Annotated in this window: 29 protein-coding genes; 16 read left to right on the forward strand and 13 right to left on the reverse strand. The window is 63.1% G+C overall.

Translation table 11 applies throughout. The features are described from left to right. Positions 1-130: 130 nt before the first annotated feature. The 5 genes from LB556_RS09195 (at position 131) to LB556_RS09215 (ending at position 4,492) form a co-directional block, all read left to right on the forward strand. Positions 131-649: an RNA polymerase sigma factor gene (locus tag LB556_RS09195; RefSeq protein ID WP_224566304.1), complete on the forward strand. Its 519-nt coding sequence runs from the start codon at positions 131-133 to the stop codon at positions 647-649. Next, a complete protein-coding gene (locus LB556_RS09200; RefSeq protein ID WP_224566306.1) occupies positions 646-1,437 on the forward strand; it encodes an anti-sigma factor family protein in 792 nt (263 codons plus the stop codon). The genes LB556_RS09195 and LB556_RS09200 overlap by 4 nt, the downstream gene beginning before the upstream one ends. A gap of 205 nt (positions 1,438-1,642) precedes the next feature. Further along, positions 1,643-2,740: a peptidase C39 family protein gene (locus tag LB556_RS09205; protein WP_224566308.1), complete on the forward strand. Its 1,098-nt coding sequence runs from the start codon at positions 1,643-1,645 to the stop codon at positions 2,738-2,740. Continuing rightward, the gene (locus tag LB556_RS09210; RefSeq protein ID WP_224566310.1) at positions 2,740-4,203 is read left to right on the forward strand and encodes a RimK family protein; all 1,464 of its coding nucleotides are present in this window, start codon (positions 2,740-2,742) and stop codon (positions 4,201-4,203) included. Before LB556_RS09205 ends, LB556_RS09210 begins: the two co-directional genes overlap by 1 nt. Before the next feature lie 16 nt (positions 4,204-4,219). Next, positions 4,220-4,492, forward strand: coding sequence for a DUF3303 domain-containing protein (locus LB556_RS09215; protein ID WP_224566312.1), 273 nt, complete (start codon positions 4,220-4,222; stop codon positions 4,490-4,492). A gap of 12 nt (positions 4,493-4,504) precedes the next feature. Here LB556_RS09215 and LB556_RS09220 read toward each other — a convergent pair whose 3' ends face one another. Continuing rightward, positions 4,505-5,422: a LysR substrate-binding domain-containing protein gene (locus tag LB556_RS09220; RefSeq protein WP_224566314.1), complete on the reverse strand. Its 918-nt coding sequence runs from the start codon at positions 5,420-5,422 to the stop codon at positions 4,505-4,507. A 112-nt stretch (positions 5,423-5,534) separates the two neighbouring features. On the opposite strand from LB556_RS09220, the gene LB556_RS09225 reads away from it, so the two are divergent. After that, positions 5,535-6,425 (forward strand): fatty acid desaturase family protein, encoded by an 891-nt coding sequence (locus LB556_RS09225; protein WP_224566316.1) that lies wholly within the window; start codon positions 5,535-5,537, stop codon positions 6,423-6,425. 16 nt (positions 6,426-6,441) lie between these two features. Here the strand turns inward: LB556_RS09225 and LB556_RS09230 are convergent, their stop codons facing one another. The 3 genes from LB556_RS09230 to LB556_RS09240 form a co-directional block, all read right to left on the reverse strand. Next, complete coding sequence (locus tag LB556_RS09230) at positions 6,442-8,580, reverse strand: putative bifunctional diguanylate cyclase/phosphodiesterase (protein WP_224566318.1); 2,139 nt, start codon at positions 8,578-8,580, stop codon at positions 6,442-6,444. A gap of 64 nt (positions 8,581-8,644) precedes the next feature. Beyond that, positions 8,645-9,280, reverse strand: a complete 636-nt coding sequence (locus tag LB556_RS09235) for an HD family hydrolase (RefSeq protein WP_224566320.1) — start codon at positions 9,278-9,280, stop codon at positions 8,645-8,647. Next, complete coding sequence (locus LB556_RS09240) at positions 9,280-10,140, reverse strand: YgfZ/GcvT domain-containing protein (protein WP_224566322.1); 861 nt, start codon at positions 10,138-10,140, stop codon at positions 9,280-9,282. Before LB556_RS09240 ends, LB556_RS09235 begins: the two co-directional genes overlap by 1 nt. Positions 10,141-10,220: 80 nt before the next feature. Between LB556_RS09240 and LB556_RS09245 the strand changes: the two genes are divergently transcribed. Continuing rightward, positions 10,221-11,546 (forward strand): dihydroorotase, encoded by a 1,326-nt coding sequence (locus tag LB556_RS09245; protein ID WP_224566324.1) that lies wholly within the window; start codon positions 10,221-10,223, stop codon positions 11,544-11,546. A gap of 33 nt (positions 11,547-11,579) precedes the next feature. Here the strand turns inward: LB556_RS09245 and LB556_RS09250 are convergent, their stop codons facing one another. From LB556_RS09250 to LB556_RS09265, 4 genes are all read right to left on the reverse strand, one after another. Then, entirely contained in the window at positions 11,580-12,368 is a 789-nt protein-coding gene (locus tag LB556_RS09250) for an alanine and proline-rich secreted protein Apa (RefSeq protein ID WP_224566326.1), read from the reverse strand. Positions 12,369-12,437: 69 nt separating this feature from the next. Beyond that, the gene (locus tag LB556_RS09255) at positions 12,438-12,695 is read right to left on the reverse strand and encodes a hypothetical protein (protein ID WP_140612821.1); all 258 of its coding nucleotides are present in this window, start codon (positions 12,693-12,695) and stop codon (positions 12,438-12,440) included. Between the two features lie 351 nt (positions 12,696-13,046). After that, positions 13,047-13,424, reverse strand: coding sequence for a TIGR02301 family protein (locus LB556_RS09260; RefSeq protein WP_224566328.1), 378 nt, complete (start codon positions 13,422-13,424; stop codon positions 13,047-13,049). Between the two features lie 94 nt (positions 13,425-13,518). Next, complete coding sequence (locus tag LB556_RS09265) at positions 13,519-13,941, reverse strand: NUDIX hydrolase (protein ID WP_224566330.1); 423 nt, start codon at positions 13,939-13,941, stop codon at positions 13,519-13,521. A 127-nt stretch (positions 13,942-14,068) separates the two neighbouring features. Here LB556_RS09265 and LB556_RS09270 point away from each other — a divergent pair, with 127 nt between their 5' ends. Beyond that, positions 14,069-14,830 (forward strand): SOS response-associated peptidase, encoded by a 762-nt coding sequence (locus tag LB556_RS09270; RefSeq protein ID WP_224566332.1) that lies wholly within the window; start codon positions 14,069-14,071, stop codon positions 14,828-14,830. Between the two features lie 78 nt (positions 14,831-14,908). Here the strand turns inward: LB556_RS09270 and LB556_RS09275 are convergent, their stop codons facing one another. Then, positions 14,909-15,064 (reverse strand): hypothetical protein, encoded by a 156-nt coding sequence (locus tag LB556_RS09275; protein ID WP_224566334.1) that lies wholly within the window; start codon positions 15,062-15,064, stop codon positions 14,909-14,911. 110 nt (positions 15,065-15,174) lie between these two features. After that, a complete protein-coding gene (locus tag LB556_RS09280) occupies positions 15,175-15,330 on the reverse strand; it encodes a hypothetical protein (protein ID WP_224566336.1) in 156 nt (51 codons plus the stop codon). 151 nt (positions 15,331-15,481) lie between these two features. Between LB556_RS09280 and cysS the strand changes: the two genes are divergently transcribed. From cysS to rarD, 7 genes are all read left to right on the forward strand, one after another. Further along, on the forward strand, positions 15,482-16,930 hold the full coding sequence (gene cysS / locus LB556_RS09285) for a cysteine--tRNA ligase (protein WP_224566338.1): 1,449 nt from the start codon (positions 15,482-15,484) through the stop codon (positions 16,928-16,930). Continuing rightward, positions 16,927-17,313, forward strand: coding sequence for a VOC family protein (locus LB556_RS09290; protein ID WP_224566340.1), 387 nt, complete (start codon positions 16,927-16,929; stop codon positions 17,311-17,313). The genes cysS and LB556_RS09290 overlap by 4 nt, the downstream gene beginning before the upstream one ends. A 21-nt stretch (positions 17,314-17,334) precedes the next feature. After that, positions 17,335-17,826 carry a GFA family protein gene (locus tag LB556_RS09295; protein ID WP_224566342.1) on the forward strand — a complete coding sequence of 164 codons (492 nt, stop codon included), beginning with the start codon at positions 17,335-17,337 and terminating at the stop codon, positions 17,824-17,826. Beyond that, entirely contained in the window at positions 17,823-18,299 is a 477-nt protein-coding gene (locus tag LB556_RS09300) for a GFA family protein (RefSeq protein ID WP_224566344.1), read from the forward strand. Before LB556_RS09295 ends, LB556_RS09300 begins: the two co-directional genes overlap by 4 nt. Next, positions 18,296-19,246, forward strand: a complete 951-nt coding sequence (gene pip, locus LB556_RS09305; protein WP_224566346.1) for a prolyl aminopeptidase — start codon at positions 18,296-18,298, stop codon at positions 19,244-19,246. The genes LB556_RS09300 and pip overlap by 4 nt, the downstream gene beginning before the upstream one ends. Further along, positions 19,243-20,865 carry a citramalate synthase gene (cimA, locus tag LB556_RS09310; RefSeq protein WP_224566348.1) on the forward strand — a complete coding sequence of 541 codons (1,623 nt, stop codon included), beginning with the start codon at positions 19,243-19,245 and terminating at the stop codon, positions 20,863-20,865. Before pip ends, cimA begins: the two co-directional genes overlap by 4 nt. A gap of 83 nt (positions 20,866-20,948) precedes the next feature. Next, the gene (gene rarD, locus LB556_RS09315) at positions 20,949-21,875 is read left to right on the forward strand and encodes an EamA family transporter RarD (RefSeq protein WP_224566350.1); all 927 of its coding nucleotides are present in this window, start codon (positions 20,949-20,951) and stop codon (positions 21,873-21,875) included. Here rarD and LB556_RS09320 read toward each other — a convergent pair. The 3 genes from LB556_RS09320 to LB556_RS09330 form a co-directional block, all read right to left on the reverse strand. Next, positions 21,853-22,848, reverse strand: coding sequence for a transporter (locus LB556_RS09320; protein WP_224566352.1), 996 nt, complete (start codon positions 22,846-22,848; stop codon positions 21,853-21,855). The genes rarD and LB556_RS09320 overlap by 23 nt on opposite strands. A 143-nt stretch (positions 22,849-22,991) precedes the next feature. Continuing rightward, on the reverse strand, positions 22,992-23,774 hold the full coding sequence (locus tag LB556_RS09325) for a glucose 1-dehydrogenase (RefSeq protein WP_224566354.1): 783 nt from the start codon (positions 23,772-23,774) through the stop codon (positions 22,992-22,994). Positions 23,775-24,153: 379 nt separating this feature from the next. Then, positions 24,154-24,765 (reverse strand): TIGR00730 family Rossman fold protein, encoded by a 612-nt coding sequence (locus tag LB556_RS09330; protein WP_224566356.1) that lies wholly within the window; start codon positions 24,763-24,765, stop codon positions 24,154-24,156. Positions 24,766-24,891: 126 nt separating this feature from the next. Here LB556_RS09330 and LB556_RS09335 point away from each other — a divergent pair, with 126 nt between their 5' ends. Then, positions 24,892-26,361, forward strand: coding sequence for a LysM peptidoglycan-binding domain-containing protein (locus tag LB556_RS09335; protein WP_224566358.1), 1,470 nt, complete (start codon positions 24,892-24,894; stop codon positions 26,359-26,361). Positions 26,362-26,396: the final 35 nt, after the last annotated feature.

Genomic DNA, 26,396 nt, shown 5'->3' on the forward strand with positions numbered 1-26,396 from the left:
CGGCGGCACCCGGCGTTATCTCGTTGCTTGGGTGACCGGAGCGGTGGACCGCTTCGCGCTGGCCGCTTGCGCCGTGCCGGGAAGGCGCGTTCAATCGTGATCAACTAGGGCGACCTCAGAACCAGCGGTCATGGACGAAAAGAAGGCAGCAATCCTTGGCGAAATACCGCGCCTGCGCCGCTACGCACGCTCGCTTTTGCGCGACCGCGATGCCGCCGATGACCTTGTTCAGGACTGCCTCGAGCGCGCGCTGTCGCGGCTCGACAACTGGCAGACAGGAGAAAGCCCCAGGAGGTGGCTGTTTACGATCATGCATCATTTGTTCATCGACCAGATGCGCAAGGTGAACCGCCGCGGCGAAGCGGCGATGCTGCCGCTGGAGGCGGGCGAGACGGTCGCCCAGCCGGCCGAGCAATTGGAGGGCATCGCTTCGCGCGAGATCATCGACGCACTGCAGGCGATCAGTCCCGATCGCCGCGCGGCGCTGGTCATGGTCGCCATCGAGGGCTTTTCCTATGCCGAAGCCGCCAACATTCTGGGTGTGCCCGCCGGCACGCTGATGTCGCGCATCGCGCGCGGGCGTGAGGAATTGCGCGGATTGCTGGACGACACAGCGCGCCGCCGCGCCATAAGGATCGTCGAGAAATGATCCGCCGCGATTTTTCCGAACGGGACATCCACATGGCGCTCGACGGCGAACTGCCGGCCGACGAGCGTGCCGCTTACGATGTATGGCTCGATGCCAATCCGGAGATGAAGGCGAGGAGCGTCCGCTTCACCGCCGACCGCGAGGCGTTGCGTGCCGTCTTCGCCGGTGTGCTGGGTGAGCCTGTTCCCGCCCGCTTGCGCAAGGTGGTGCTCGGCGAAGCGCCTGTTAAGGCAGCAATGCCACGCTCACGCTGGTGGCTTGCCGCCGCGGCGGCCGTGCTCCTGGCCGCTGGCGGACTCGGCGGCTACTTTGCCGGCATCGACGGCCTTGGCCAGGAGGATCCGGCTGAGGATCGGCTCGCCGAACAGGCAATCGCCGCCCATGTCATCTATGCCGCCGAGAAGCGGCATGCGGTGGAAGTTCCGGCCAGCGACAAGGATCATTTGCAGACCTGGCTGTCCAACCGGGTCGGCTTGAAACTGGTGGCGCCGGATCTGAGCGCGAACGGCTTCCAACTGATCGGCGGCCGATTGCTGCCGGCCGGTGAAAGCAAGGCGGCGATGCTGCTCTACGAAGACGACAAGGGCGAACGCATATCCCTCTTCGTGACGGCGGAACCGACAGGGAATGCCAAGGGCACCTATGCTTCCGCTGAGGACGGTCCGCGGGCCGTTTACTGGCTCGACAAGGGCTACGGCTGTGCCGTGGTCGGTTCGTTGCCGCGCGAGCAATTGGCGCTCGTGGCCAGGAGTGCGTATGGTCAGCTTCTGGCCGGTCTCGCCAGTTGAGTCGGTTGCGATATTGAGCGACGGCCGGCTTGAAAACCGCGGTTCCGCTCAAAGCTTGCCGGCTTCCCTGCTGCCACGGAAACTGTCACAATTCGGCCCTAATCAAGGAGCGATAGCGCTTGATGAATACCGGCGCTTCGGCTGGTGTTCGCGACGCTTTTGACCGGGGCCGTTCCGCAACGCAATCGAGGTTTTCTCAAGCCGCATGCCTGCCGAGATCCGCACGGCCCGCGCGTCCGACGTCGATGATCTCGCCGCCATCGAGAAAGCTGTGTTCTCGAGCGACCGCATTTCCCGCCGCTCCTTTCGCCAGTTCATCGAGCGAGAGACAGCCGAGACGCTCGTCGCCGAAATCGATGGTCGCGTCGGCGGTTACGCAATCGTGCTGTTTCGCAAGGGCAGTGGGGTGGCACGGCTCTATTCCATAGCCGTCGGACCGTTTTTCGGCGGTCTCGGCGTCGGCCGTCAATTGCTGTCCGCGGCCGAAGAGGCAGCCTTCGAACACGATCGCATGATGCTGCGTCTCGAAGTGCGCGAGGACAATGGCCGTGCCATCCGTCTCTACGAGCACGCCGGCTACCGCAAGATTGGCCGCGAGCCGGGGTACTACTCGGACGGCGCGACGGCGCTGCGCTACGAAAAAACCCTGCGCGGCGACCTGCCGGTCGCCACCAGGGTGCCGTTCTACCAACAGACCTGTGAGTTCACCTGCGGTCCATGCTGCCTGATGATGGCCATGGCCAATTTCGATCGCGGCTTCGTGCCCGATCCGGTGATGGAGATCCGACTCTGGCGCGAGGCGACGACCGTCTTCATGATGTCTGGGCCGGGCGGCTGCGAACCATTCGGTCTGGCTGTCTCGGGGTACGAAAGCGGGCTTGCGGCGGAAATCTTTGTTTCCTTCTACGGCGCGCTGTTCCTGCAATCGGTGCGCAGCGAGGACAAGCGCCGGATCATGGAATTGGCCCAGGTCGACTTTCGCCGCCGCGCGGAACTCTACGGTATCCCGGTGAATTACCGTTCGTTCACCATCGACGACATCAGGGCGGCCCTTGCCGGGGGGAAACTGGTGCTGGTGCTGATCAGCGGGTTCCTGATGTTTGGCAAGAAGGTGCCGCACTGGGTGCTGGCCATCGGCGACGATGGCGACCATATTCTGATCCACGATCCGTGGGTCGAGGATGAAAGGCAGGAAACCATCCTTGATGCCGCCAACATTCCCGTGCCTTACGGCATCTTCATGAACATGGCCCAGTTCGGCCGCGACGGACTGCGTGCCGCCATCACTTTGGGAAAGAGATAATGACCTGGGTCATTCTTACCGGCAGGCAGAGCGATCTCGACCAGGTGGCGACACCGCACAAGATCATCACCAATCGCGACTATCTCGCCCATCCCTCCCTGTTTCGCGGCCAGCGGCCGAAGGTCATCAACCTGTCGAACAATTACGGCTACCAGAGTCGCGGCTACTATGCTTCGCTGCTGGCGAGTTCGCGCGGCCACAAGGTCATCCCGACCGTCGAGACGATGATCGACCTGTCGGAGCGCAAGCTCTACGAGCATGCGCTGCCCGAACTGGAACTGGCGCTCAACAAATGCCGCAAGGACCTCGGCGGCGTATTTCCGGCGAAGGTCTGCATCTTCTTCGGCATCGGGCCATCCAAGGTCTGGGACCGTTTCGCCAAGCTCTTGTTCGATTGGTTCCGCGCGCCGGCGCTCGAAGTCCACATCAAGGACAGCGCCGAATGGGCTTCGATCCGCAAGATCGGCTTCCACCCGCTGGCGCGCATGACCGAGGACGAGGAAAAGAACTTCATCCAGTGCCTTGAGACCTACACCAACCGCGAGTGGCGTGACACCAAGGGCCGCACCCCGGCGCGCTACACCTTCGCCACGCTGGTCGATCCGCATGAGGAATTGCCGCCGTCGGAAATCTCTTCGCTGCGCTACTGGGCCAAGATCGCCGAAAAGATGGGCGTCGAAATTGAGCCCATCACCAGGAAGGACCTCGCCAAGCTCGCCAATTACGATGCGCTGTTCATCCGCGAGACCACCTCGATCTCCAACCACACTTATCGTTTCGCCCGCCGCGCCCAGCAGGAGGGCATGCCTGTCATAGACGACCCGCTGTCGATGATCCGTTGCACCAACAAGGTCTATCTCAATGAACTGATGGCCTACAACAAGGTGCCGGTGCCGCCGACGGTGATGATCGCTGGCGCCTCTGATCTCGAACTCGCGGCACAGACGCTGGGTTTTCCCCTGGTGTTGAAAATCCCGGATTCGTCATTCTCGCGCGGTGTCAAGAAATGCGCCAATTTCGAGGAGCTGAAGACGCTTGCCACCGAATGGCTTGAGGATTCCGATCTTCTGATCGCGCAGAAATTCATACCGACCGAATATGACTGGCGTGTCGGCGTGCTCGGTGGCCAGCCGCTGTTTGCGGTGCACTATCTGATGGCCAAGAAGCACTGGCAGATCGTCAACCACAAGGCCAGTGGTAAGCCCGATCAGGGCGGCATCAAGACCTTCACGCTGAAGGAGACGCCGCCCCATGTCGTCGAGACGGCAGTGAAGGCGGCGCGTTGTATCGGCGACGGCCTCTACGGCGTCGACCTCAAGGAGACCAAGGACGGCGTCTTCGTTATCGAGGTCAACGACAATCCCAACCTTGATCATGGCTGGGAGGATTCCGGCGAGAAGGACGAGGTCTGGGTGCGGCTGACGCAGTGGTTCCTGGAGCGGCTGGACAGGCCGGGACGGTAGTCAACCGAGGGGAAACATGCATTTCATCGTCATCGAGGATTTCACCGGCTGCGACCGCAAGGAAATCTATCGCCGCTTCCGCGACCGTGGCCGCCTGAAGCCGGAGGAGCTTGTCGTGCACCATAGCTGGATCGCGGCCGATATGAGCCGCTGCTTCCTGCTGGTGGAGACCGATGACGTCACGCTGTTGCAGCGCTGGGTCGTCGAATGGGCTGACCTGGTCGAGTTCGAGATCGTTCCCGTGGCGGCCAACAAGGACATGGTGGCGGCCTTGAGCGGGCACCTCTGACCATCGCCCCGGTCAGCGCAGCGCCGGCGAGCCCACGGCGTGCTGGCATTCGCCGATCAGCCAATCGCGGAACGCGGCCACCACATCGCGCCTTGCGCTTCGCTCCGGGACGGTCAGGCAGTAGGGCTGTCGAAGGGCAATCGCGCCCGCGGCCGGCCGGACCAGCCGACCGTCCTCCACCGCCTCCGCACAGTAGATTCCTTGCGCGAGCGCCACGCCCAGACCCGATATGGCGAGGTCGAGGGCCGCGCGCGACGAATTGGCCGAAAGGCCGCGCCGTACCGCCCGGCCAGGTTGAGCGCCCGTCGCCTCGAACCAGTTGCGCCAGGCCGGAAACGATGCACCGGCCGGTCCCCAGTCGGTGTGGATGAGCGGCAGCCCGGCGAGCGGCTCGCCGCTCGCCTTGATCATGCCGGCAAGCCTTGGCGCGCAGACGGGATAGACCGCGTCCCGGGCGATGTCCTCGGTCGGGTGCTCGCGATAATGCGGACCATAGGCGAGCCTGATGTCGATAAGCTCACGGTCGAACGGCACCGGATCGTCTTCGCCTCGCAGCGATATGTCGGCGGCACCGTGACTTGCGACGAAGCCGGCCAGGCGCCGTGAAAGCCAGCCCATGGCCATCGATGGCGGCACCGAAACCACCAGGCGCGGGCGGAATGCATCGCCGCCCAGGTCGCGCGAGACGCTGCCTATCTCCTGGAAAGCCACGGTTAGGCGCGGCAGCATTTCCACGCCGGCCTCGGTGAGAACAACGCGCCGGTTGATCCGCTGAAACAGCTTGCGACCGATCTGCTCCTCGACGGAGCGGATAAGCTGGCTCACGGCCGCGGCCGAGACCGAAAGCTCTTCCGCCGCCGCGGCAAAGCTGCCTGTGCGCGCCGCGGCTTCGAAGGCCTGAAGCCCTTTCAGGGATGGAGATGTGGCCATGATCGCCCAATAGATAAGCTTACCTTATTCAAATCGCAGCAATCGTCGTTTTTGGAAAGCTTTTTCGTTGACTATAGTGGCCTTGATCAATCTCCAACCCGGATCGAAGTCGATGGACCATCGCGACATTATCGCGTCACTGACACCAGAAGAGCGCAATCGCCTGACGGCCAAATCCGATATCGCGGGCCTGTTCCAGTTCGGCGCTCATTCGGGTGCGATTGTCATCATTGGATCGCTGATCGCGGCTAAGGTGCCGTTCTGGCCATTGCTGATGCTGCCGCAAGGCATCCTGATCGTGTTCCTGTTCACGCTGCTGCACGAGACGGTTCACCGCACGGCTTTCGAAACACAGTGGCTGAACGACGGCGTAGCGCGGCTGTGCAGCCTGGCGATTGCGCTGCCTGCCGACTGGTTCCGCTACTTCCATTTCGCTCATCACCGATACACGCAGGATCCGGAAAACGATCCCGAACTCGCCTTCCCGAAACCCGAGACCTTGCGGCAATATATTGTCCACGTGTCCGGGCTTCCGGTTTGGTGGGGGCATTTCAAGACGCTGTACACCAACGCGCGTGGGGACTGCCGGGATAGCTATGTGCCGCCAAAGGGCCTGCCAAAAGTACGCGCCGAGGCACGTGCGATGATCGGGTTCTATGTCGTGGTCCTGGCGCTTGCCGTCTGGTTCAAGGCAACAGTGCTGCTCTACGTCTGGATCCTGCCGGCACTACTCGGACAGCCATTCCTGCGCCTCTACCTATTAGCCGAGCACGGCCGCTGTCCGTTCGTCGCCAACATGCTGGAAAACACCAGGACGACGCTGACCAATTGGGCCGTGCGCAAGCTGGCTTGGAACATGCCGTTTCACGCCGAGCATCATGCCTATCCCGGCGTGCCGTTTCACCAACTGCCGCGGTTTCACGCGCTGATCGAGCGGCATCTGAAGGTGGTCGAGCCCGGCTACGTCAGCTTCCACGAGAAATACCTGGAAACACTGCGCTGAACCTGTCCCGATGCCGTCAGCCGGTCTGGCTGCGCGGCGCACGCGATTTCAACAGACGCTGGATGTCGGCCGCTTTCGACGGCAAGCCGACCAGATAGCCTTGCGCCTCGACACAACCATTGTCGCGCAGCATGTCGAGCTGCCTCTCGGTTTCGACGCCCTCGGCCGTGACGACGATGCCAAGCTCGTTGCCGAGACCGATGATGGAGCGAACGATCGCCGCCGTGTCGCGGTTGCCCATGTCGCGAATGAATGACCGGTCGATCTTGATCTTGTCGACCGGAAAGCGCCTGAGGTAGCCGAGCGAGGAATAGCCGGTGCCGAAATCGTCCAGCGCGATGCGGATGCCGAGCTCACGCAACTGGCGCAGCGTTTTCAGCACGGCTTTGCTTTCGTCCATCAGTACGGTTTCGGTGATCTCCAGTTCCAGCTGCTTGGCCGGCACACCGGAAAAAGCCAGCGCCGAGATGACGCCGCGGGCAAACCCGCTGTTTTTGAGCTGTACCGCCGAAACATTGACCGCGATGCGTAGACCGGGCGGCCAGCTTGCCGCTGCCGCGCAGGCTTTCCTCAGCGCCCACTCGCCAAGCGGCACGATCAGCCCTGTCGCTTCGGCGACCGCGATGAAGTCGTCCGGTGCCACCCTGCCGCGTGCTGGCGAATGCCAGCGCATCAAGGCCTCCGCGCCGATGATCTCGCCCGAGGCGATGTTCATGATCGGCTGGAAATCGAGATCGAACTCCTGGCGCGCCAGCGCCGTCTCCAGGTCGACTTCAAGCGCCCTGCGGGCTTGCACGACAGCGTCCATTCCAGGTTCGAAGAAACGATAGAGATTCCGTCCTTCGCCCTTCGCCCTATAGAGTGCGGTATCGGCGTTCTTCAGCAGCGTGTCCGCGTCACGGCCGTCGGCGGGGAAAACGGCGATGCCCAGGCTGACGCCGACATGCATCTCCCGACTTTGGTCGCGAAATGGTTTTGCGATTGCCTCGACGATGCGCTTCGCCAGTTTCTCGGCATCGGCAATGCCCCCATAGTTGGACTGGATGACGACGAACTCGTCGCCGCCGAAACGGGCGATCATGTCAGCGTCATTGCGCAGGCAGCGCCGCAGCCTTTCGGCCACACTCTTCAACAGCCAGTCGCCGGCGGGGTGCCCCCAGCTGTCGTTGACCGCCTTGAAGCGGTCGAGGTCGAGCGAGAAGATCGCGAGCGGCATGGCGGCCACATCCGCCAGCGCGATGTCGAGCCGTTCGCGAAACATCGAGCGGTTGGGCAGTCCGGTCAGCGTGTCGTGATGCGCAAGATGGGTCATGCGCTCTTCAGCCAGACGGCGTTCCGTGACGTCGTCGAAGGTCGCCACCCAACCGCCGCCACTCATCGGCTGGCGCACGACCAGAATCGTCCTGCCGTCGGCAAGATGACGATACGTCGAATGCATTTTTCCTGCCCGCCGGCAGGCTTCCGCCCTGGCGACTTCGCTGTCGACGTCGATCTTCTTGTAGATGCCGAGTTCCAGCAGTCGTTCGAGCGCGTCGCGGTGTGTTGTTCCAAGCGGGAAGTCGGCAGCCGTGACGTTGTACAGTTCCAGAAAACGCCCGTTGCGTACGATCATCTTGCCGTCGGCGTCGTACATCAGCAGGCCTTGCGACATGTTGGCGAGCGCTGCATCGAAGCGGCGATGCTGCTCCTTGAGATCCTGCTCGGCGCGCCGCTGTTCGGTGATGTCCTCGTAGATCGAGACCCAGCCGCCCGAAGCCAGCGGCCGGTGCGAGATAAGGATGATGCGGCCGTCCGACAGGATTTCTTCGTAGGTCGAAGGTTTCGCCTGGTCGATATAGGGCTTGCGGATGGCATAGAGCTCGTCGGCGCTTTGCGAGGCGACGCCAATGTCGACGCTGTGCCGCAGGATGTCGATGAAGCGGATGCCTGGCCGCATCACCTTGGCGTCGAGGCGGAAGATGTCGATGTAGTTGCCGTTGCAGATGATCATGCGTTCATCCGCGCCGAACATGCACAGGCCATGCGACATGTTTTCGACAGCGGCTGAAAAGCGTTCGTTCTGCTCGCGCAGCTCATCTCGCATGCGGCGCGAGCGCCCCACGTCTCCGGCCCCTTCCAGGACGGCCGAACCATTCTTGACATCCACGACGGGCATGAGGCGCCCCTGCGGTACTGATCGAACACCGCACTGTTGACGCTTCCGGTTAATTTAGCGTTTTCTACCCTAGCGCGGATGTCGGGACGCGGTGTCTTGACGTCTCGATCGCCGAAAACCGCTTCAGGAACGCATTCTGCGCTGAGGTCACCGAGCGGGGCGCGAAGTCGAAGCGCTCAGCGGAAAAACCGCGCGGTCGGCCGAAAAACTCGGTCGCCTCGGCTGTGGAGAAGCCGGCGAGCAGCGTTGCCTCGAAATAGGCGGCGACCTGGTCGGCGCGCTTGATCTCCTTGCGCAGGGCGGCGGCCGGTTCGGGAGGCAGTGAGAAACGCAGGTGGATGGCGCGCTGCAGGCGCAATTCGCAGTCCTTGTAGCTGCCGCCCATCACCGACTTGAATGGCGAGATCATGTCACCAATGACGTATTCCGGTGCGTCGTGCAGCAGCGCCGCCAACTGGTCGTCGGCCGAAGCCTTGGGGACCATTTCGTTGAACAGCGCCTCGACCAGCAGCGAATGCTGGGCGACCGAAAAGGCGTGCTCTCCGCTGGTCTGGCCGTTCCAGCGGGCGACGCGGGCAAGCCCATGAGCGATGTCCGAAATCTCGATGTCGAGCGGCGAGGGGTCGAGCAGGTCGAGCCTGCGGCCGGACAGCATGCGCTGCCAGGCCCGTGGTGGCGCGCCGGCGCGGTCCGCCGCCATCAGGCCTCCTCCGCGCCAGCGGTTTCCTGCGGGAAGCTGAATTTAGCCCAGATGGGGATGGTGAGCGTCACCGGTATGTCACCCGCCAGGATCGGCTGGCCGGCATCGAGCGCCGCCTTGACCCTGTCGATGCGGGCGATGGCGAGCCCGGTCACGGTGGCGCTCGAACCGAGCGTCCCGACCGGCCGCCCGCCGACGGTGAGTTCGGTGCCCGTGGCGGGCAGGGGAAGCTTGGCCTCGACAATCAGCACGCGCCGCCGGGCGGTGCCCCGGTGCTGCATGCGCGAGACGACCTCCTGGCCGACATAGCAGCCCTTCTTGAAACCGACACCGCCCATCTCGTCGAGCAGCACGTCATGCGGGAAGGCGTCGCCGAGTGAATAGTCGGTACCGCTTTCGGCAATGCCGTGGGCGATGCGCAAGGTTTGCCACGCGCCGATGTCGCCGGTATCCCCGGTGCCGGCATAGACGCGCGTGACGCCTCCGTCGCCAAATCGCTTGTCGGCAAGCGCGGTTGAATCACTTTCCGAGGCGATTGACTCTTTTCCCCATGCGACAGTGACAAGCGCCTGTTCCGACTTGGCAATCTCGACCTTGGCGCGAAGCTTGTAGAGCATCAGCCGTCGAATGAAATCGTCTGAAACGTCGGCACGGCATTCGATGCGGAAGGCATTTTCACCGGCTCGTGAGATCAGGAAGTCGAACAGGATCTTGCCTTGCGGCGCCAGCAGCGCGCCGGGCTTTGCCTCACCGTTGCCAAGCGTGTCGAGATCGGTGGTCAGGATATTCTGCAGAAAGTGTTCGGCATCCGGGCCGGAGACAGTGATGAGCGCGCGGTCTTTCAGCAGGGCAGAGGGCATGGGGCGGAAAAAGCCTGATCTTGCAAAACGGTTGGCCATTACGTAAGCCGCTGACACTCCCCCCGCAAGAGAGCATCACCATGACCTACGACCTCATCCTGACAGGCGGCACAGTGGTCAATCATGACGGCGAGGGGCCACGCGACGTCGGCGTGAAGGGCGGGCGCATCGCCGCGATCGGTGACCTGCGCCAGGCCACCGCCGGCGAGACTATCAACTGTCGGGGCCTGCATATCCTGCCGGGTGTTGTCGACAGCCAGGTGCATTTCCGCGAGCCGGGACTGGAGCACAAGGAAGATCTGGAAACGGGATCGCGGGCTGCCGTGCTTGGCGGTGTGACCACCGTCTTCGAGATGCCCAACACCAACCCGCTGACCACCAGCGAGGCGACGCTGGCCGACAAGGTCCAGCGCGGCAGCGGACGCATGCATTGCGATTTTGCCTTCTGGGTTGGCGGAACCCGCGACAACGCCGGCGATGTCGGTGACCTCGAACGTTTGCCGGGGGCTGCCGGAATAAAGGTGTTCATGGGATCGTCCACCGGGGACCTGCTGGTCGAGGACGATGAAGGCGTCGCCTCGATCCTGCGAAACACCCGCCGCCGCGCCGCTTTTCATTCGGAGGACGAGTTCCGGCTGCGCGAGCGCCTGGGCGAGCGGATCGAGGGCGACCCGTCATCGCATCCGGTCTGGCGTGACGAGATCGCCGCCTTGCGCTGCACCGAAAGGCTGGTGCGCATCGCGCGCGGCGTTCGTGCGCGCATCCATGTCCTGCACATCTCGACCGCCGAGGAGATCCTGTTCCTCGAACAGCACAAGGATGTCGCGACCTGTGAGGCCACGCCGCACCATCTGACGCTGAGCGCAGACGACTATGCGCGGCTCGGCACGCTGATCCAGATGAACCCGCCTGTGCGCGACAAGCGTCATCGCGACGGTGTCTGGCATGGCATTGCACAGGGCATTGTCGATGTGCTCGGCTCCGACCATGCGCCGCACACGCTGGCCGAGAAAGCAAAATCCTATCCTGCTTCACCCTCGGGAATGACCGGCGTGCAGACACTGGTGCCGATCATGCTCGACCACGTCAATGCCGGCCGGCTGACCCTGCAACGCTTCGTCGATCTCTCCAGCCATGGCCCGCAGCGTATCTTCGGCATGGCCAGAAAAGGCCGTATCGCCGCCGGTTACGACGCTGATTTCACCATAGTCGACATGAAGCGGCGCGAGACCATCACCAACGCACAGGCCGGCTCGAAGGCCGGCTGGACGCCTTATGACGGCAAGCAGGTCACGGGCTGGCCGGTCGGCACCGTCATTCGCGGTCGCCGTGTGATGTGGGAGGGGGATATCGTGACGCCGGGCCACGGCAGGGCAGTGGAATTTTCAGAGGCATTGCCCGTCTAGGCTTCCTTGTGCCTTGCAGGCGATGGGAGGTGGTCAATCGCCGGCGACGAAGAAGGTCCATTGTCCGGCGGGCGTGATGCCGACGCGATAGAAGATGTAGGCGCCGAACTGCTTCATGTCGTCTAGATCGCCGGCGGTAACGATCTTGAACAGCTCGACCCGCTGCCTGGCGTCGAGCTTGTCGAGCGGCAGCGCGAAGAAATACGGCCAGACATAGAGTTCTTGTGGCGTGCCTGCATCGAGATGGACGTAGCCGGCGGAGAGCACCTCCTCCAGAATGGCCAGGATTTCCTGGCCGTCAGGGTCGCCCGACAGTCCTTTGAGGAAAGCGATGGCATCGCCATCGATGTCGGCCAACGACAGCTGGGTCATGCTTTCGCCCTTGCCGATCAACGGCCTGAGTTTCTCGATGTCGCCGCTCTTGCAGGCTTCGATGATCAGGTCATGCATGCGCCGCACGGGCTCGGGCAGCTTGCCGAGGTCGTAGACGACTTCCGGCAGGGGCGCCTCGGGATCGACGCGCGGTCTGTTGCTGCCGCCATCCGATGGGCTGTCCGGCTCCGCGGCGTCTGGGGCGGCCGGCTGGCTGCCCGAAGGTGGCGTCCCCACGGGATCTGGCATCGGAATTGTGCTTCCTGGCGTCGAACTATCGCCATCCGCCGACGGTGTGACTGGCGCAGGGAGCTCTTCGCGTTTGATATCGCTCAGCGCATAGGCAGGGCTGCTGGCCAGGCACGTCACCAGGGCAATCGCGCCACAGTAAGCGGCGAGGCGGATACAGAGGACGATGCCCTTCAGCCTGCCTGACATCGGAAAATTCACCGCCCGTATCTCCTTGCTCCGGGCATGGTGCCCGATCGGCATCTTTTCGTCAAAGAACCGGATATCGGTTCAGTGCCGCAGCCGCTCGGGTTCGAAGGCGCCAGCAATCACTTTTTCACGCACACGATCCAGCAGGGCAAGGGCCGAGGTCTCGCCATTGGCGCGCAGCATTTCACCGAATGCCGTTTCGAGTGCCGCCTCGGCGATGATCTCGGGCTCGATTCCGGCCGAAAGGCCTTCCGCCCAGGCTTCGCTGTGGCTCTCGACCGCCGTCAGGCGCTTCTCTTCCCTGACCAGCGCGTCGATGTCGTTGGCAGCATGTTCCATAAGCGATGTCCACCCTTTCAAGCGGCGACCCATCAGTGTGGATCAGGCTTGATCTGTTCCATTCATACGCAGCTCCACTAAGTATCTGTAAATACGACATTTTCTTGATCGTCTTTTACAGGGGGTCAAATGTGTTTGGCGAAGCTGCGTTTCAACCCGGATCAAACTTAGCCGATTAGGCAGGCCTACGGGTCGAAAACCTTCAGTTTGAGTTAATTCCGCATTCGCGGGGTAACGTTTGATTAACGCTGTTGCAGAAGTGCAACATAAGAATTGCACCAAGACATACACAGGCACAAGCCGGATATAGCGATCAGCCCGGCGACGGACCTGATATCTGTTGATGGATGTTCAGTTGCCGTAGCGCGAGGCGATGTCGCGCGACAGCGTCTCGCCTTCCTTCATATAACGGCCGATGGCTTCAGTGGCCGAAGCGGTGCACTGGGTGTAGGTGCCGCCGAAGGAACGATAGCCGCGGTTGAAGCTGGCGATGAAGCGGGCGCGGCGTTCCGGGTCCGGATTTTCCGAATCGAGCAATTTTTCCATCTCGGCCCGCCACTGGTCACCCTTCTCCCCGCACAGATTGCGCAGGAAATGCAGCGATCCCAGAATCTCTGCCAGCCGCATCAGCCCCGGCTCGAACGGCGACTCCGCACTGAACGCCGGCCGTGCCGGGACGGCCGCGCTGACAGCAAGGCAAATGGCGAGGAGTATCGACGGACGGTTCATAAGCCTTTTCTGACCAACGGTTCGTGGCCGGCGAGACAACATAAGCTTGTGACGAAACATTTTGTCGCCTGCAAGGCGATTTTTCAGTGCTGCGTCAGCGTGTTTGGATGGGACCCAGCAACTCCTCGGCGACCGCGAACACCGAGCCGGCAAGTGGCAACAGGGCCATCTCCTTGAGCGCATAGAAGGCGGCTGTCTCGGCGTCGTCGCCGGCCACGGCCTCGCCGCCCGCATAGGTGGCGCCAAAAACGGTTAGACTATAATCGACCGGGTGGTTGTCGTCCCTGCCGTCGATGTGGATGTCCCGAAGCGGGCGGAAGCCAGTGGCGCGCAAGCCGGTCTCTTCCAGCAGTTCGCGTCGTGCCGCGTCCTCGAGCGTCTCGCCGGCTTCGACTTTGCCGCCGGGAAAGGCGTAGAGCCCTTGCGAAGGCAAACGCGCCCGCTTGACCAAGAGTATGGTGTCGCCACGCACGACAGCCACCGAGACCGCCGGAAGTATCTTGCGTGCTGTGTTCATCGATCCCTGATCAGCTCATTTGAGACAGGTCTTTTGTGGACCGACAGCATGGGCAAGCTTTAACGGTTGCGCAACGCTGGTTCGATCGCCACTTTCAACACCGAACTATTCGAAAGACCAATCGATCATGTGCGGACGCTTCGCCCTGACCGCCACGCCGGACCAGACCGCCGCCTTTCTAGGTCTGGCCGAACTGGAGGAGTTTCCGGCGCGTTACAATATCGCGCCGACGCAGCCTGTGTTGATGGCGATCGCCGGCGCTCTCCGCGCGCCCGGCTCCAATCTGCCGGACCGGCGGGCGATGCTGGTGCGCTGGGGGCTCATTCCAGCCTGGGTGAAGGACACCAGGGAGTTTCCGCTGCTTTTCAATGCGCGCTCCGAAGGGGCAATCGAAAAGGCCTCGTTTAAGGCTGCCATGCGCCACCGCCGCGCCCTGGTGCCGGCATCCGGCTTCTACGAGTGGCGGCAGACTGGCGGCAAGAAGGGGCAACCCTATTGGATACGGCCGCGGCATGGCGGATTGGTCGCCTTTGCCGGCCTGATCGAAACCTACGCCGAGCCGGGCGGTTCGGAGATGGACACCGGCGCCATCCTGACCGTCAACGCCAACGCTGACATCGCCCATATCCATGATCGAATGCCGGTGGTGATCGATAGTTGCGACTTTGCCCGCTGGTTGGATTGCCGCACGCTCGAACCGCGCGATGTCGCTGATCTGCTGCGACCGGCCCAGCCCGACTTCTTCGAGGCGATTCCTGTCTCCGACCTCGTCAACAAGGTCGCCAACACCGGACCGGAGATACAAGAGAGGGGCGAGGTCGGGCCTGAACTCGAGAAAGCCAGGCGCCGCAAGCCCGCCGCGGACGACAGTCAGATGACGCTGTTCTAGGGAAGCCCGTCGAGGTCTTATATCCAGGGCGCCGTTCGCGCCGTCAGTGCCGGCGATTGCGTCGGCTGAGGCGCCGCTTCAGGCGGCGCGGGGCGACACGATCTTCTGCGCCGGCTTCTTCTTCTTCGCGGTGTGAAGAAGGGCGGCGACAATGGCGGCCGGGCCGATCGCGCGATAGTGGTTGGCCAGCGCCGGTTGCTTGGCGCGGCTGGTTTCCTGCTTGCTTCGAGGCATGTTCTCTTCCCGGATAACGTTTTCGTGTTCGCGATCTGGTCGCCGAATCCGACCAAATCGTGACGCTTGGTGATCTAGCCGGCGAATGTTTCATGACTGTGCCGACATGTTTAATAAAATGTTTCATTGGCTGATGCCGCGTGATCCGGCGATGTATTAGCCAGCTTTCGCGACGTTTTTCCGGGGATCAGCGACTTGACGGCAACACTGGTCAGGGCGATAAAGCCGCCCATGAAAACGTTTTTCGCCATTTGTGGCATTTGCATTATTGGCTAGCCTCGCGCTGGTCCGGACGTTTTCGCCTCATCTCTCCCCAGATTGGACAAACGCCCCGGCCAGCAGGCTGGAGCCTGATTTGCGCCTCGGCGCTGGGCTGGCTCCATCCACACAGGAAGTTTTGAACCGGGAAGGCATGGAATGTCAGACGCATCGATGGGCCTGCGCCTCTACAACACGCTGACGCGCACGAAAGAGAACTTCGTGCCGATCGATCCGCGAAATGTGCGCATGTATGTCTGCGGCCCGACCGTCTACGACTTCGCCCATATCGGCAACGCGAGGCCGGTGATCGTCTTCGACGTGCTGTTTCGGTTGCTGCGCCATCTCTACGGCGAGACGCACGTCACCTATGTGCGCAACATCACCGACGTCGACGACAAGATCAACGCGCGCGCGCTGCGTGATTTCGGCAACGAGATATCAGCCGGAACACTGTCGCTCAACGAGGCGATCCGGCGCGTTACGGAAAAAACGGCGGATCAGTTCCACAGGGATGTCGCCACGCTTGGCTGCCTGGAGCCGACGGTCGAGCCGCGCGCCACCGAATTCGTCGAGCCCCGCGCCGACGGCAAGGCGGACATGATCACCCTGATTCAAAGCCTGATCAAACGCGGCCATGCCTATGTCGCGGCAGGCGAAGTCCTGTTCGATACGGCGTCGATGCCGGACTACGGGCAATTGTCGAAACGCAATCTCGACGAGCAGCAGGCCGGCGCCCGCATCGCCGTCGACGCGCACAAGAAGAACCCCGGCGATTTCGTGCTGTGGAAACTGTCTTCGGCCGAAGAGCCAGGCTGGGAGAGCCCGTGGGGCAGGGGCCGGCCGGGCTGGCATATCGAATGCTCGGCCATGTCGGCGGCCTATCTCGGCGAAGTGTTCGACATCCATGGCGGCGGCCTCGACCTGATCTTTCCGCACCATGAGAACGAGATCGCACAGTCGCGCTGCGCCCACGGCACGTCGGTCATGGCCAATGTCTGGATGCACAACGGCTTCCTGCAGGTCGAGGGCCAGAAGATGTCGAAAAGCCTCGGCAATTTCTACTCGATCCACGAATTGCTGGAAACCGACACCTTTGGTGGTCGCAAATGGCCCGGCGATGTGCTGCGGTTGGCGATGCTGATGACGCATTACCGCGAGCCTATAGACTTTTCCGTGCGCAAGCTGGAGGAGGCGGAGAACACGCTGCGCAAGTGGAAACGCGCGGCGGATCTTGCGCCGACGGCCGGGCAACTGCCGGTAAAGATCGTCGAAGCACTTTCCGATGACCTGGCTACCTATGCCGCTTTCCAGCAACTGACCCAGCTCGCCGGAGAGGCCACCGAGGTCGAAGGTACTGGTGAGAATGCCGCCGCTGCTTCGCTGAAGGCGGCACTTTTCTTCCTCGGCTTCGACGTCGGCGCGGCCAAGGTCGACGAGGCCGATGTCGCAAGAGCAATCGTCAGGCGTCTGGAATTGATCGCCGCCAGGAACTGGGCCGAGGCCGACCACATCCGCGATGATCTTTTGGCGCAAGGTGTACAGTTAAAGGACGGCAAGGATCCGGCCACCGGCGAACGCATCACCACCTGGGAGGTAAAAAGATGATCGACCATCTTGGCATCACCGTTGCCGATTTCGAGGCTTCAAAGGCCTTCTACGACAAGGCGATGGCGCCGCTGGGTGCTTCGCTGCTCTACATGGTGCCGCAGGAATATACCGGTGGCGCCAAGGTCGGCGGTTATGGCCGCGACCGGCCTGTATTCTGGCTGCATGCCGGCAAGGACAAGTCGAAAGACCACCAGCACGTCGCCTTCACCGCGCGCAGCCGCGCCGAGGTCGATGCCTTCCATGCCGCCGCGCTTGTCGCCGGCGGCCAGGATAATGGCGGGCCGGGGCTGCGCCCGCACTATCACCCGAATTACTACGGCGCCTTCGTCTTCGATCCCGACGGCAACAATGTCGAGGCCGTCTGCCATGATCCGGAGTAAACCCATGGATCGGAGCAGGTCATGAGCCTCGACAACCGGCCGGTCTACACAGGGGGCTGCCAGTGCGGCGCGGTGCGCTTCCGTGTCGAAGGCGCGCTTGGCGACGCCTCGATTTGCCACTGCCGGATGTGCCAGAAGGCGAGCGGTAATTTCTACCTGCCGCTGGTCTCCGTGCGCGGCGCCAAGCTCGACTGGACACGCGGCGAGCCCAGACGGTTCCGTTCCTCCAACGCCGCCTGGCGCGGTTTCTGTGCCGAATGCGGCACCCCGCTTACCTTCGAGGCGCCCGACGGCATGGCGCTGGCGATAGCCGCCTTCGACGATCCGGCTGGTATCGCGCCAACCATCCAATGGGGCACGGAAGCAAAGCTGCCCTATGTGGATTCCATTTCGCGATTGCCGGGCGAGGACACGATGGCGGATATGGGATCGGCCCCGTATCTTGCCGAGCTTGTTTCTTACCAGCATCCCGATCACGACACCGACCAATGGCCGCCGGGAGAAAGACCATGACCGAGACTGTCCGAACCGGCGGCTGCCAATGTGGCGCCGTGCGCTTCCGCATCAAGGGCGCGCTGGGCCGCCCGTCCATCTGCCATTGCCGCATGTGCCAGAAACAGTTCGGCTCCTTCTTCGGCGCCTTGGTGACGGTGCCAAAGGACGGCGTCGAATGGACCCATGAAGAACCAAGCTATTTCCAGTCGTCGGTCAACATCGACCGAGGCTTTTGCGCTCGTTGCGGCACGCCGCTGACCTACCGCCAGCCCGGCGGGCTCGAGATTGCCATCGGCGCTTTCGACGACCGCTCGGATCTGGCGCCGCGGATTCAGGTCAACTACGCGGCTCGGCTTCCCTGGGTGGAGACGATCTTCGATCAGCCTGTCCACGACGATCCCGACTACTATACAAGGCAGGAGCGGATCATCTCCTTCCAACACCCCGATCACGAAACGGCCAATTGGCCGCAACAGGGCCTGAAATTATGAGCTTGCGCACCCTCTATCCGGAAATCGAACCATTCGACAGCGGCATGCTCGATGTCGGCGACGCCCACATGGTCTATTGGGAGCGCGCCGGCACCAAGGGCGCCAAGCCGGCCGTGTTCCTGCATGGCGGACCGGGCGGCACCATCTCGCCGAAACACCGGCGGCTGTTCGATCCGAAGCTCTACGATGTCATCCTGTTCGACCAGCGCGGCTGCGGAAAATCGACGCCGAACGCCTCGCTGGAGGCCAACACGACCTGGCATCTCGTCGCCGATATCGAACGGCTGCGCCAGATGGCCGGCTTCGACAAATGGCTGGTGTTCGGCGGCTCCTGGGGCTCGACGCTGGCGCTCGCCTATGCGCAGACGCATCCCGATCGCGTCAGCGAGCTTGTGGTGCGCGGCATCTACACACTGACGCGGGCAGAGCTCGAATGGTATTATCAGTTCGGCGTCTCCGAGATGTTCCCCGACAAATGGGAGCGTTTTTTGGCCCCGATCCCCGAGGCCGAGCGCGGCGACATGATGGCCGCCTACCGCAAGCGGCTGGTCGGGTCCGATCGCAAGGCGCAGATCGAGGCGGCCCGCGCCTGGAGCCTGTGGGAGGGCGAGACGATCACGCTGCTGCCGGAGCCTGAAACCAGCGGTCCCTTTGGCCAAGACGACTATGCGGTGGCCTTCGCCCGCATCGAGAACCATTATTTCGTCCATGCCGGATGGCTGGAGGAGGGGCAGCTGCTGCGCGATGCGTGGAAGCTCGGGGATATTCCCGGCACCATCGTCCATGGCCGCTACGACATGCCATGTCCGGCGCGCTATGCCTGGGCGCTGCACAAGGCTTGGCCGAAGGCCGACTTCCACCTGATCGAGGGCGCCGGTCACGCCTATTCGGAGCCCGGCATCCTCGACCGGCTGATCCGCGCTACGGACAAGTTTGCCGGAAAATGACGATGACCCGCGAGCGTCTCTATCTCTTCGACACCACGCTCCGCGATGGCCAGCAGACGCCGGGCATCGACTTTTCGGTCGAGGACAAGATCGCGATTGCCAAACTGCTCGACGAATTCGGCATGGACTATGTCGAAGGCGGTTATCCCGGCGCCAATCCGACCGACACTGAGTTTTTTCAGCAGAAGCGCACGGCGACGGCCAAATTCGTCGCTTTCGGCATGACCAAGCGGGCTGGGGTCTCTGCCTCCAACGATCCGGGCCTTGCCGCGCTCGTCCAGTCGCAATCGGACGCCATCTGCTTCGTCGCCAAGAGTTGGGACTACCACGTTCGGGTTGCGCTTGGCTGTACCAACGAGGAGAATCTTGCCGCCATCAAGGCTTCGGTCGAGGCCGCCGTCGCTTCAAACAAGGAAGCAATGGTCGACTGCGAGCATTTCTTCGACGGTTTCAAGGCCAATCCCGATTATGCGCTGGACTGCGCAAAGGCGGCTTATGATGCCGGTGCGCGCTGGGTGGTGCTTTGCGACACGAATGGCGGCACCCAGCCCTCGGAAGTGCGGGCAATCGTCGAAAAGGTCATCGCCGCGGGCATTCCCGGCGAGCATCTTGGCATCCACGCCCATGACGACACCGGCCAGGCGGTGGCCAATTCCCTTGCCGCCGTCGAGGCCGGCGTGCGCCAGATCCAGGGTACGCTGAACGGCATTGGCGAACGTTGCGGCAACGCCAATTTGGTCTCGATCGTGCCGACGCTGGCGCTGAAGCCGGCTTTCGCCGACCGCTTCGAGACTGGAATTTCAGCCGAGGCGCTGACCGGCATCTCCAGGCTCTCCCGCGCCTTCGACGAATTGTTGAATCGCGCCCCGGAAGCGCAGGCACCTTATGTCGGCTCTTCCGCCTTCGCCACCAAGGCCGGCATCCATGCTTCCGCACTGGCCAAGGAGCCGGCGACCTATGAGCACGTGCCGCCGGAATCGGTCGGCAACCGCCGCCGCGTCATGGTCTCCGACCAGGGCGGCAAGGCAAATTTCCTCGCCGAGTTGAAACGGCGCGGCATCGATGTGCCGAGGGACGATCACCGGCTCGACGCGCTGATATCGGTTGTCAAGGAGCGCGAGGCCTCGGGCTATGCCTATGAGGGCGCCGACGCCTCCTTCGAACTCCTGGCGCGCAAGATGCTGCATGGCCTGCCCGAGTTCTTTCACGTCACCTCGTTCCGCTGCATGATCGAGCGCCGTTTCGATGCCAACGGCCAGTTGAAGACGGTGTCGGAAGCGGTGGTCAAGGTGCTGGTCGAAGGCGAGGAGAAAATGTCGGTGGCCGAGGGCCATGGCCCGGTCAACGCGCTCGACCTCGCGCTGCGCAAGGATCTCGGCAGATACCAGAACGAGATCGCCGATCTCGAACTTGCCGACTTCAAGGTGCGTATCCTCAATGGCGGCACCGAGGCCATCACCCGCGTGCTCATCGAATCGCATGACGGCACCGGCGCGCGCTGGTGGACGGTCGGCGTCTCCGAAAACATCATCGACGCCTCGTTTCAGGCGCTGATGGATTCGATCATCTACAAGCTGATGAAGAACCGCGAGATGGCGGGCCTGGTTGCGGCCGAGTAAGTTTGAACCATCAGCGAAAGTCCATTGATCCATCAGAACTTTGCGATGGTCTTGCCAGGGTTACTGGGCCATAGCGTTGGGCCATGGCCGCTGAAGCAAATACCCCGGACGCAGATGCAAAAGCCCGCCGCGGCTTCCTGCTGGCGCTTGGTGCTTATCTCTTGTGGGGGCTGCTGCCCTTCTACATGAAGGCGGTGGCGCATCTGCCGCTTGCCGAGGTGATTGCGCATCGCATCGTCTGGTCAGTGCCGATCGCCGCGGCGGTCCTGGTCTGGGCCGGCCGCACGGCGGACTTCAAGGCGGCGGTTCGCTCGCCCCGCACCATAGCCATGGCGGCGCTGACGGCGGCGCTGATCTCGGTGAACTGGGGCATCTATGTCTGGGCGATCGCCGTCGACCGCACCGTCGAGACCGCGCTGGGCTATTACATCAACCCGCTGGTCAGCGTCGTGGTCGGCGCGCTGCTGCTCGGCGAGCGGCTCGACCGGTTGCAGATCGCGGCGGTGGCGCTTGCGGCGGTTGCCGTCGCCGTGCTGACAATCGAGGGCGGCAAGCTGCCCTGGGTGTCGCTGGCGTTGGCGTTTTCCTTCGCCGCCTACGGCTTCTTCCGCAAGACGCTGCCGATCGGTCCCAGCCAGGGTTTCCTGCTCGAAGTGCTTTTGCTGTCGGTGCCGGCGCTTGGCTACATCATCGTCCTGATCGCCACCGGACAGGACCACTTCGTCTCCAGCAATGGCTCCGACACCGCGCTGCTCATCGGCTGCGGGCCGGTGACTGCCGTGCCGCTTCTGCTGTTCGCCTTTGGCGCCAAGCTGTTGCGTCTCTCGACCATCGGCATCATGCAGTACATAGCGCCGACCATGGTGTTTCTGATTGCCGTGCTGATCTTCGACGAGCCGTTCGGCACCACGCAGGCCATCGCCTTTGCCCTGATCTGGGCGGCGCTTGGGATCTATTCCTGGTCCATGCTGTCGACCGCGCGCCGGGCTACAGCTGTCCGAGCCGCCTGACGAAAAGATAGATCGCTCCCGCGATCAGCAGCGATACGGCGGTGACCACCCAGAAGCCCGACGGGGTGTTGACCAGCGGCATCCCGCCGACATTCATGCCGAACAGGCCCGAGATGATGGTCATCGGCAGCAGCACCGCCGTCAGCACCGACAGAATGTAGAGCAGCTGGTTCGACTGCATCGTCAGTTTTGCCATCAGTTCGTCCTGCAGCAGCCTCGTGCGCGCCTGCAACTGCTCGCCATCGTGATAAAGGGTCTGCGCGCGGTTCGAGAGCCTTGCGGCCATGTCGTTTATGGCGTCGGGCAGCTCGTCGCGATGGGCATGGTCGAGGTGCCGGAACAGGTTTGTGAGCGTCGCCATTTGCCGGTGAATGACCACCAACTGCCGGCGCGCCTCGACCAGCGCTTGCCGCTCATTGTGCCATGCATCGCGCACGACACGGTCCTCGATGCCGTCGAGCGTATCGCCGAGCTTACCGAGCTCGAACGCCATGCCGTCCAGCGATTGGCCGATGATGGCTTCGATCAGGTCCGACGGCGAGCGGAATTTGCGTGATCCATTTTCCACCATCTTGCGGACGGCGTCGACCGACTCCAGCGGCTGCTTGCGGGCGCCGATCAGCATCGTGTCATTGAAGGCGAAGCGGAAATGGACGAGTCCGCGTGCCTCCGAAAAGTCGTGCTTGAGGTCCGGCAGATCGCCATAGAGCCAGCCATCGTCATAGTCGATGTGGCAGCCATGGCTGGGCGCCAGGAAAGCATCGCGCGCCGGCGCCGACAGGGCCTTCTCTGCGCCGATCTCCTGGCGTGCATGCAGATCGGTGATCTGGTAGCTCCGCCAAGTCCACTGCGCCTGCCCGGGGTCCTTCGTGCGGGAGCCATCAGCGGTGAAATGATAGAGGAAGAACAGCCCGTGCTCATCGGGCAGGTAAGGCGACAGGTCGGTGCCTTCGGAGGGGAGGGCGATGTTCATGGCGGCTTCGCCGGTCTCTGATGCGGTCGGGGTCGCGGGGGCGGCCAAGCGAAATCTCTAGCATGGCATCCCTGATTTAGTGTGACTGTTTCGTGACGGCGTGCAACTGGAAAGCAGGACGCGGCCAGCCAACGGTCGCGCGTTCAAAGCACGCTGGTGATCCCGCCATCCACCAGCAATGTTTGTCCGCTCACGAAACTGGCGGCATCGGATGCCAGGAACACGGCAGCGCCTGCAAGTTCCCGCACCTCGCCCCAACGCCGCATCGGCGTGCGCCCGGTTAGCCAGGTGGAGAATGTCTCGTCGGCGACCAATGCGGCGTTGAGCTCGGTTTTGAAATAACCGGGCGCGATCGCGTTGACGCGCACGCCATGCTGACCCCATTCGCCGGCCATCGACTTGGTCAGCATGGTGATGGCGCCCTTGCTCGCCGCGTAAGGCGCGATCGAAGGGCGCGCGAGCACGCTCTGCACCGAGGAGACGTTGATGATCGAACCGCCCCGGCGCTCGATCATGCCCTTTGCGACGGCCCGGCTCACCTTGAACACGCCGTCCAGGTTGGTGGCCATCAGCGCGTCCCAATCGGCGTCGCTGAAGGTCTCCAGCGGCGCCCGTCGCTGGATGCCGGCATTGTTGACCAGGATGTCGATCGGTCCAGTACCGGTTTCCGCCGCCATGATCGCCCTGTCGACCGACCGCGTGTCGGTCACGTCGATCACCGCTTCCGCGATCGAATAGCCCGCGGCGCGCAGCCCGTCCGCGGCCGCTTTGAGATCGTCGGCCTTGCGGCCGCCGATCGTGACGCGCGCGCCGGCGCTCGCAAGCGCTTCCGCGAAGGCAAGGCCCAGGCCGCGGCTGGCGCCGGTGATGAAGGCATGTTTGCCTTCGAGGCCGAACAGGCGGCCGAGATAGTCAGTCGAATGCAATTTGCACCTTCATCGATTGCGATTTATCGCCCGCCAGCGAAGGCTCGTCTGGCCCCGGCAAGCGGCGGCACCAGCGTGCCGTGTGGCCTGATGACATGCAAGGCGCTTTGTCGCCTTGGCGCCAGGTTGACGGCTTCGGTTGTCGCGACCGTCAACCTCAGCGCTTCGGCCCTCGGGCATTGGCATCGCCGCCGGCTTCGAACATCATGCCGCTGCCGGAATGTCGCAGCGACTGCGGGCGCATGGCTTCCATCCATCTCGATTGGCGGCGGCAGGACCGGCGCGCGGTGATCGCCGATTTGCGGGACGCTGACCGGAGGGAGGGCAGCAGGCAGGAGCGGTAGGCAGTGTTTCTCCCTACCGCCTTGCTCCCTCGATCTCACATCTTGTCGATCACCGACTGTACGCCTTCCGTCGGCGCGTCGACCGAGGACCCGGCCACCATGATGGCGGCGACGATGGCCTCGGGGTCGTTGACGACCAGCGGCTTCACACGCTGCGCGGTGTGAATGAAGCCCTCTCCCGTCATGTGATCAAGCAACGACAGCATCGGATCCCAAAATCCGCTGACATTGCCGAAGACGATCGGCTTGCGGTGATGGCCGAGTTGCGCCCAGGTCATGATCTCGACGATCTCCTCGACTGTGCCGATGCCGCCAGGCAGCGCCACAAAGGCGTCGGATTTTTCGAACATCTTATGTTTGCGCTCGTGCATGTTGTCGGTGATCAACAACTCGTCGAGCCGGTCAAGCGCGGTTTCGGTTGCTTCCTTGTTGATGAGGAAGCGCGGAATGATGCCCGTCACCTTGCCGCCGGCCTTGAGCGCGCCTTCGGCGACGGCGCCCATGATACCCTTGGTGCCGCCGCCATAGACCAGCCGCAGGCCTGCTCTGGCAATTGAACGTCCAAGCAGGTGTCCGGCCTTCGCATAGATTTCATCACGGCCCGGAGACGAGCCGCAATAGACGCAGACGGATCGAATCGTGTTCATACGAATGATTGGTGATTGGGTCTGAAAGCCTGGTCAAGCCCCAAGGGCAGGCAAGGGCGGGCTTTTTCTTGTCGGCTTTGGCAAAACACGCTAGACCGGCGTTAGGTGGCTAAGGGGTAGGGAAATATGGCGATTAATCCATTGAAGGCGTTTCTGTTCGCGGCGGGTGGGACCGTCGCGGCCGTGGGAACAGCCTATGTATCGGGCGTACTCGACCCGTATCTTCATCCGGCCCCACCGGCGCAGGTAGCCGCCTTGACGCCGCCAAAGCCAGCGGACTCCGGCACGGAAGGGCGCCTGCCGGCTCCGGCGGTGCCTGCCGCAACTACCCCGGCCGCGCCGGCAACGGAGGCGACGACCCCGGCAGTGGCGCCTGCGGCACCCGCGACGGCCGGTCCGATCGCGCCGACTTTCGACGTCGTGCGCGTCGAGGGCAACGGTTCGATCGTCGTTGCCGGTAACGCGGCGCCCAACTCGAAGGTCGAAATCCTCAACGGCACGATGGTGATCGGCTCCACGGTGGCAGGCCCCGATGGAGCCTTTGTTATCGTGCTCGACGATCCGCTGAAGCCCGGCGACTATACGATCGCCCTGCGCTCGACGGTCGGCACGATCGTGACTGCCTCGGCGCAGACCGCCGTCGTCTCGGTGCCTGCCAATGCGGCTGGGCAGGTGCTGGCCATGGTCGAGGAACCTGGCAAGCCGGCCGAATTGTTGACGGTTCCGGCGCCCGAGACAAAACCGGCGCCAGCAACCGGCGAGCAGGCCGCCGCTCCGGTTACTGAAGCGCCGGCGACGGTCGCTCCTGCGCCCGCCGCGCCGGCCATGGTCGAAGCAAAAACCGCTCCAGCGGCAGAGGCCGTGCCGGCGACAGCTGTGGCCGGACCCAAGATCGTCGTCGAGGCGGTCGAGATCGACGGCAAGAAGATCTTTGTCGCCGGCCTCGCAGATCCGGGCCGCAAGGTGCGCGCCTACGCCAACGACATTCTGCTCGGCGACGCACAGACATCGTCCGACAGCCATTTCCTGGTCGAGGCGACGCACGACATTCCGATCGGCAGTTATACCATCCATGTCGACGGCCTTGATGCCGACGGCGTGAAGGTGGTGGCTCGCGCCGCCGTGCCATTCGAGCGTGAGCCGGGCGAGGCGGTCGCCGCTGTCGCGCCAGCCGGGACCAAGCCGGCCGGGACCAAGTCCCCCCAGACCAAGTCCGCTGTGCCTGCTACCGCGGAAGCCCCAGCCGCTGCTCCAGCGGAGACCGCGCCGGCTCCCACCACAGAGGCCCCGGCCGTCGTCGCGGCAGCCACGCCGCCAAGCGACGTGCCTGAAGTCGTGTCGCCCAAGCTCGAACATGCCGACGGCGCGGTCATCATCCGGCGCAACGATACGCTGTGGCGGATTTCACGGCGCGTCTATGGTCGCGGCGTGCGCTACTCCACCATATACCTCGCCAACCAGGATCAGATCAGGGATCCTGATCGCATCTGGCCGGGGCAGGTGTTCAAAGTCCCTGAAAAGTCGAAGGAAGGCGATGCGGCCGACCTCAAGGCCATGGGGGAGCAGGCGACGAAGGCACCGGCCAAGACGCAATAGGGATAGATAGGCAATTCCGGCAATCTACCCATCGG

The organism is Mesorhizobium sp. ES1-4 (genome assembly GCF_020164745.1).
Lineage (GTDB): Bacteria > Pseudomonadota > Alphaproteobacteria > Rhizobiales > Rhizobiaceae > Mesorhizobium.

Coding starts and splice junctions, on each gene's coding strand:
- LB556_RS09245 (WP_224566324.1), top strand. CDS start 10,221: ATGACCTACGACCTCATCCTGACAGGCGGCACAGTGGTCAATCATGAC.
- LB556_RS09335 (WP_224566358.1), top strand. CDS start 24,892: ATGGCGATTAATCCATTGAAGGCGTTTCTGTTCGCGGCGGGTGGGACC.
- LB556_RS09300 (WP_224566344.1), top strand. CDS start 17,823: ATGACCGAGACTGTCCGAACCGGCGGCTGCCAATGTGGCGCCGTGCGC.
- LB556_RS09265 (WP_224566330.1), bottom strand. CDS start 13,941: ATGAACACAGCACGCAAGATACTTCCGGCGGTCTCGGTGGCTGTCGTG.
- LB556_RS09320 (WP_224566352.1), bottom strand. CDS start 22,848: ATGAACATCGCCCTCCCCTCCGAAGGCACCGACCTGTCGCCTTACCTG.
- LB556_RS09290 (WP_224566340.1), top strand. CDS start 16,927: ATGATCGACCATCTTGGCATCACCGTTGCCGATTTCGAGGCTTCAAAG.
- LB556_RS09235 (WP_224566320.1), bottom strand. CDS start 9,280: ATGGCGGCGGACCGCGCCGGCGCGCCACCACGGGCCTGGCAGCGCATG.
- LB556_RS09270 (WP_224566332.1), top strand. CDS start 14,069: ATGTGCGGACGCTTCGCCCTGACCGCCACGCCGGACCAGACCGCCGCC.
- LB556_RS09330 (WP_224566356.1), bottom strand. CDS start 24,765: ATGAACACGATTCGATCCGTCTGCGTCTATTGCGGCTCGTCTCCGGGC.
- LB556_RS09210 (WP_224566310.1), top strand. CDS start 2,740: ATGACCTGGGTCATTCTTACCGGCAGGCAGAGCGATCTCGACCAGGTG.
- cysS (WP_224566338.1), top strand. CDS start 15,482: ATGTCAGACGCATCGATGGGCCTGCGCCTCTACAACACGCTGACGCGC.
- LB556_RS09205 (WP_224566308.1), top strand. CDS start 1,643: ATGCCTGCCGAGATCCGCACGGCCCGCGCGTCCGACGTCGATGATCTC.
- LB556_RS09240 (WP_224566322.1), bottom strand. CDS start 10,140: ATGCCCTCTGCCCTGCTGAAAGACCGCGCGCTCATCACTGTCTCCGGC.
- LB556_RS09275 (WP_224566334.1), bottom strand. CDS start 15,064: ATGCCTCGAAGCAAGCAGGAAACCAGCCGCGCCAAGCAACCGGCGCTG.
- LB556_RS09255 (WP_140612821.1), bottom strand. CDS start 12,695: ATGGAACATGCTGCCAACGACATCGACGCGCTGGTCAGGGAAGAGAAG.
- pip (WP_224566346.1), top strand. CDS start 18,296: ATGAGCTTGCGCACCCTCTATCCGGAAATCGAACCATTCGACAGCGGC.
- LB556_RS09295 (WP_224566342.1), top strand. CDS start 17,335: ATGAGCCTCGACAACCGGCCGGTCTACACAGGGGGCTGCCAGTGCGGC.
- LB556_RS09280 (WP_224566336.1), bottom strand. CDS start 15,330: ATGCAAATGCCACAAATGGCGAAAAACGTTTTCATGGGCGGCTTTATC.
- LB556_RS09200 (WP_224566306.1), top strand. CDS start 646: ATGATCCGCCGCGATTTTTCCGAACGGGACATCCACATGGCGCTCGAC.
- cimA (WP_224566348.1), top strand. CDS start 19,243: ATGACGATGACCCGCGAGCGTCTCTATCTCTTCGACACCACGCTCCGC.
- LB556_RS09215 (WP_224566312.1), top strand. CDS start 4,220: ATGCATTTCATCGTCATCGAGGATTTCACCGGCTGCGACCGCAAGGAA.
- LB556_RS09195 (WP_224566304.1), top strand. CDS start 131: ATGGACGAAAAGAAGGCAGCAATCCTTGGCGAAATACCGCGCCTGCGC.
- LB556_RS09225 (WP_224566316.1), top strand. CDS start 5,535: ATGGACCATCGCGACATTATCGCGTCACTGACACCAGAAGAGCGCAAT.
- LB556_RS09260 (WP_224566328.1), bottom strand. CDS start 13,424: ATGAACCGTCCGTCGATACTCCTCGCCATTTGCCTTGCTGTCAGCGCG.
- LB556_RS09230 (WP_224566318.1), bottom strand. CDS start 8,580: ATGCCCGTCGTGGATGTCAAGAATGGTTCGGCCGTCCTGGAAGGGGCC.
- LB556_RS09220 (WP_224566314.1), bottom strand. CDS start 5,422: ATGGCCACATCTCCATCCCTGAAAGGGCTTCAGGCCTTCGAAGCCGCG.
- rarD (WP_224566350.1), top strand. CDS start 20,949: ATGGCCGCTGAAGCAAATACCCCGGACGCAGATGCAAAAGCCCGCCGC.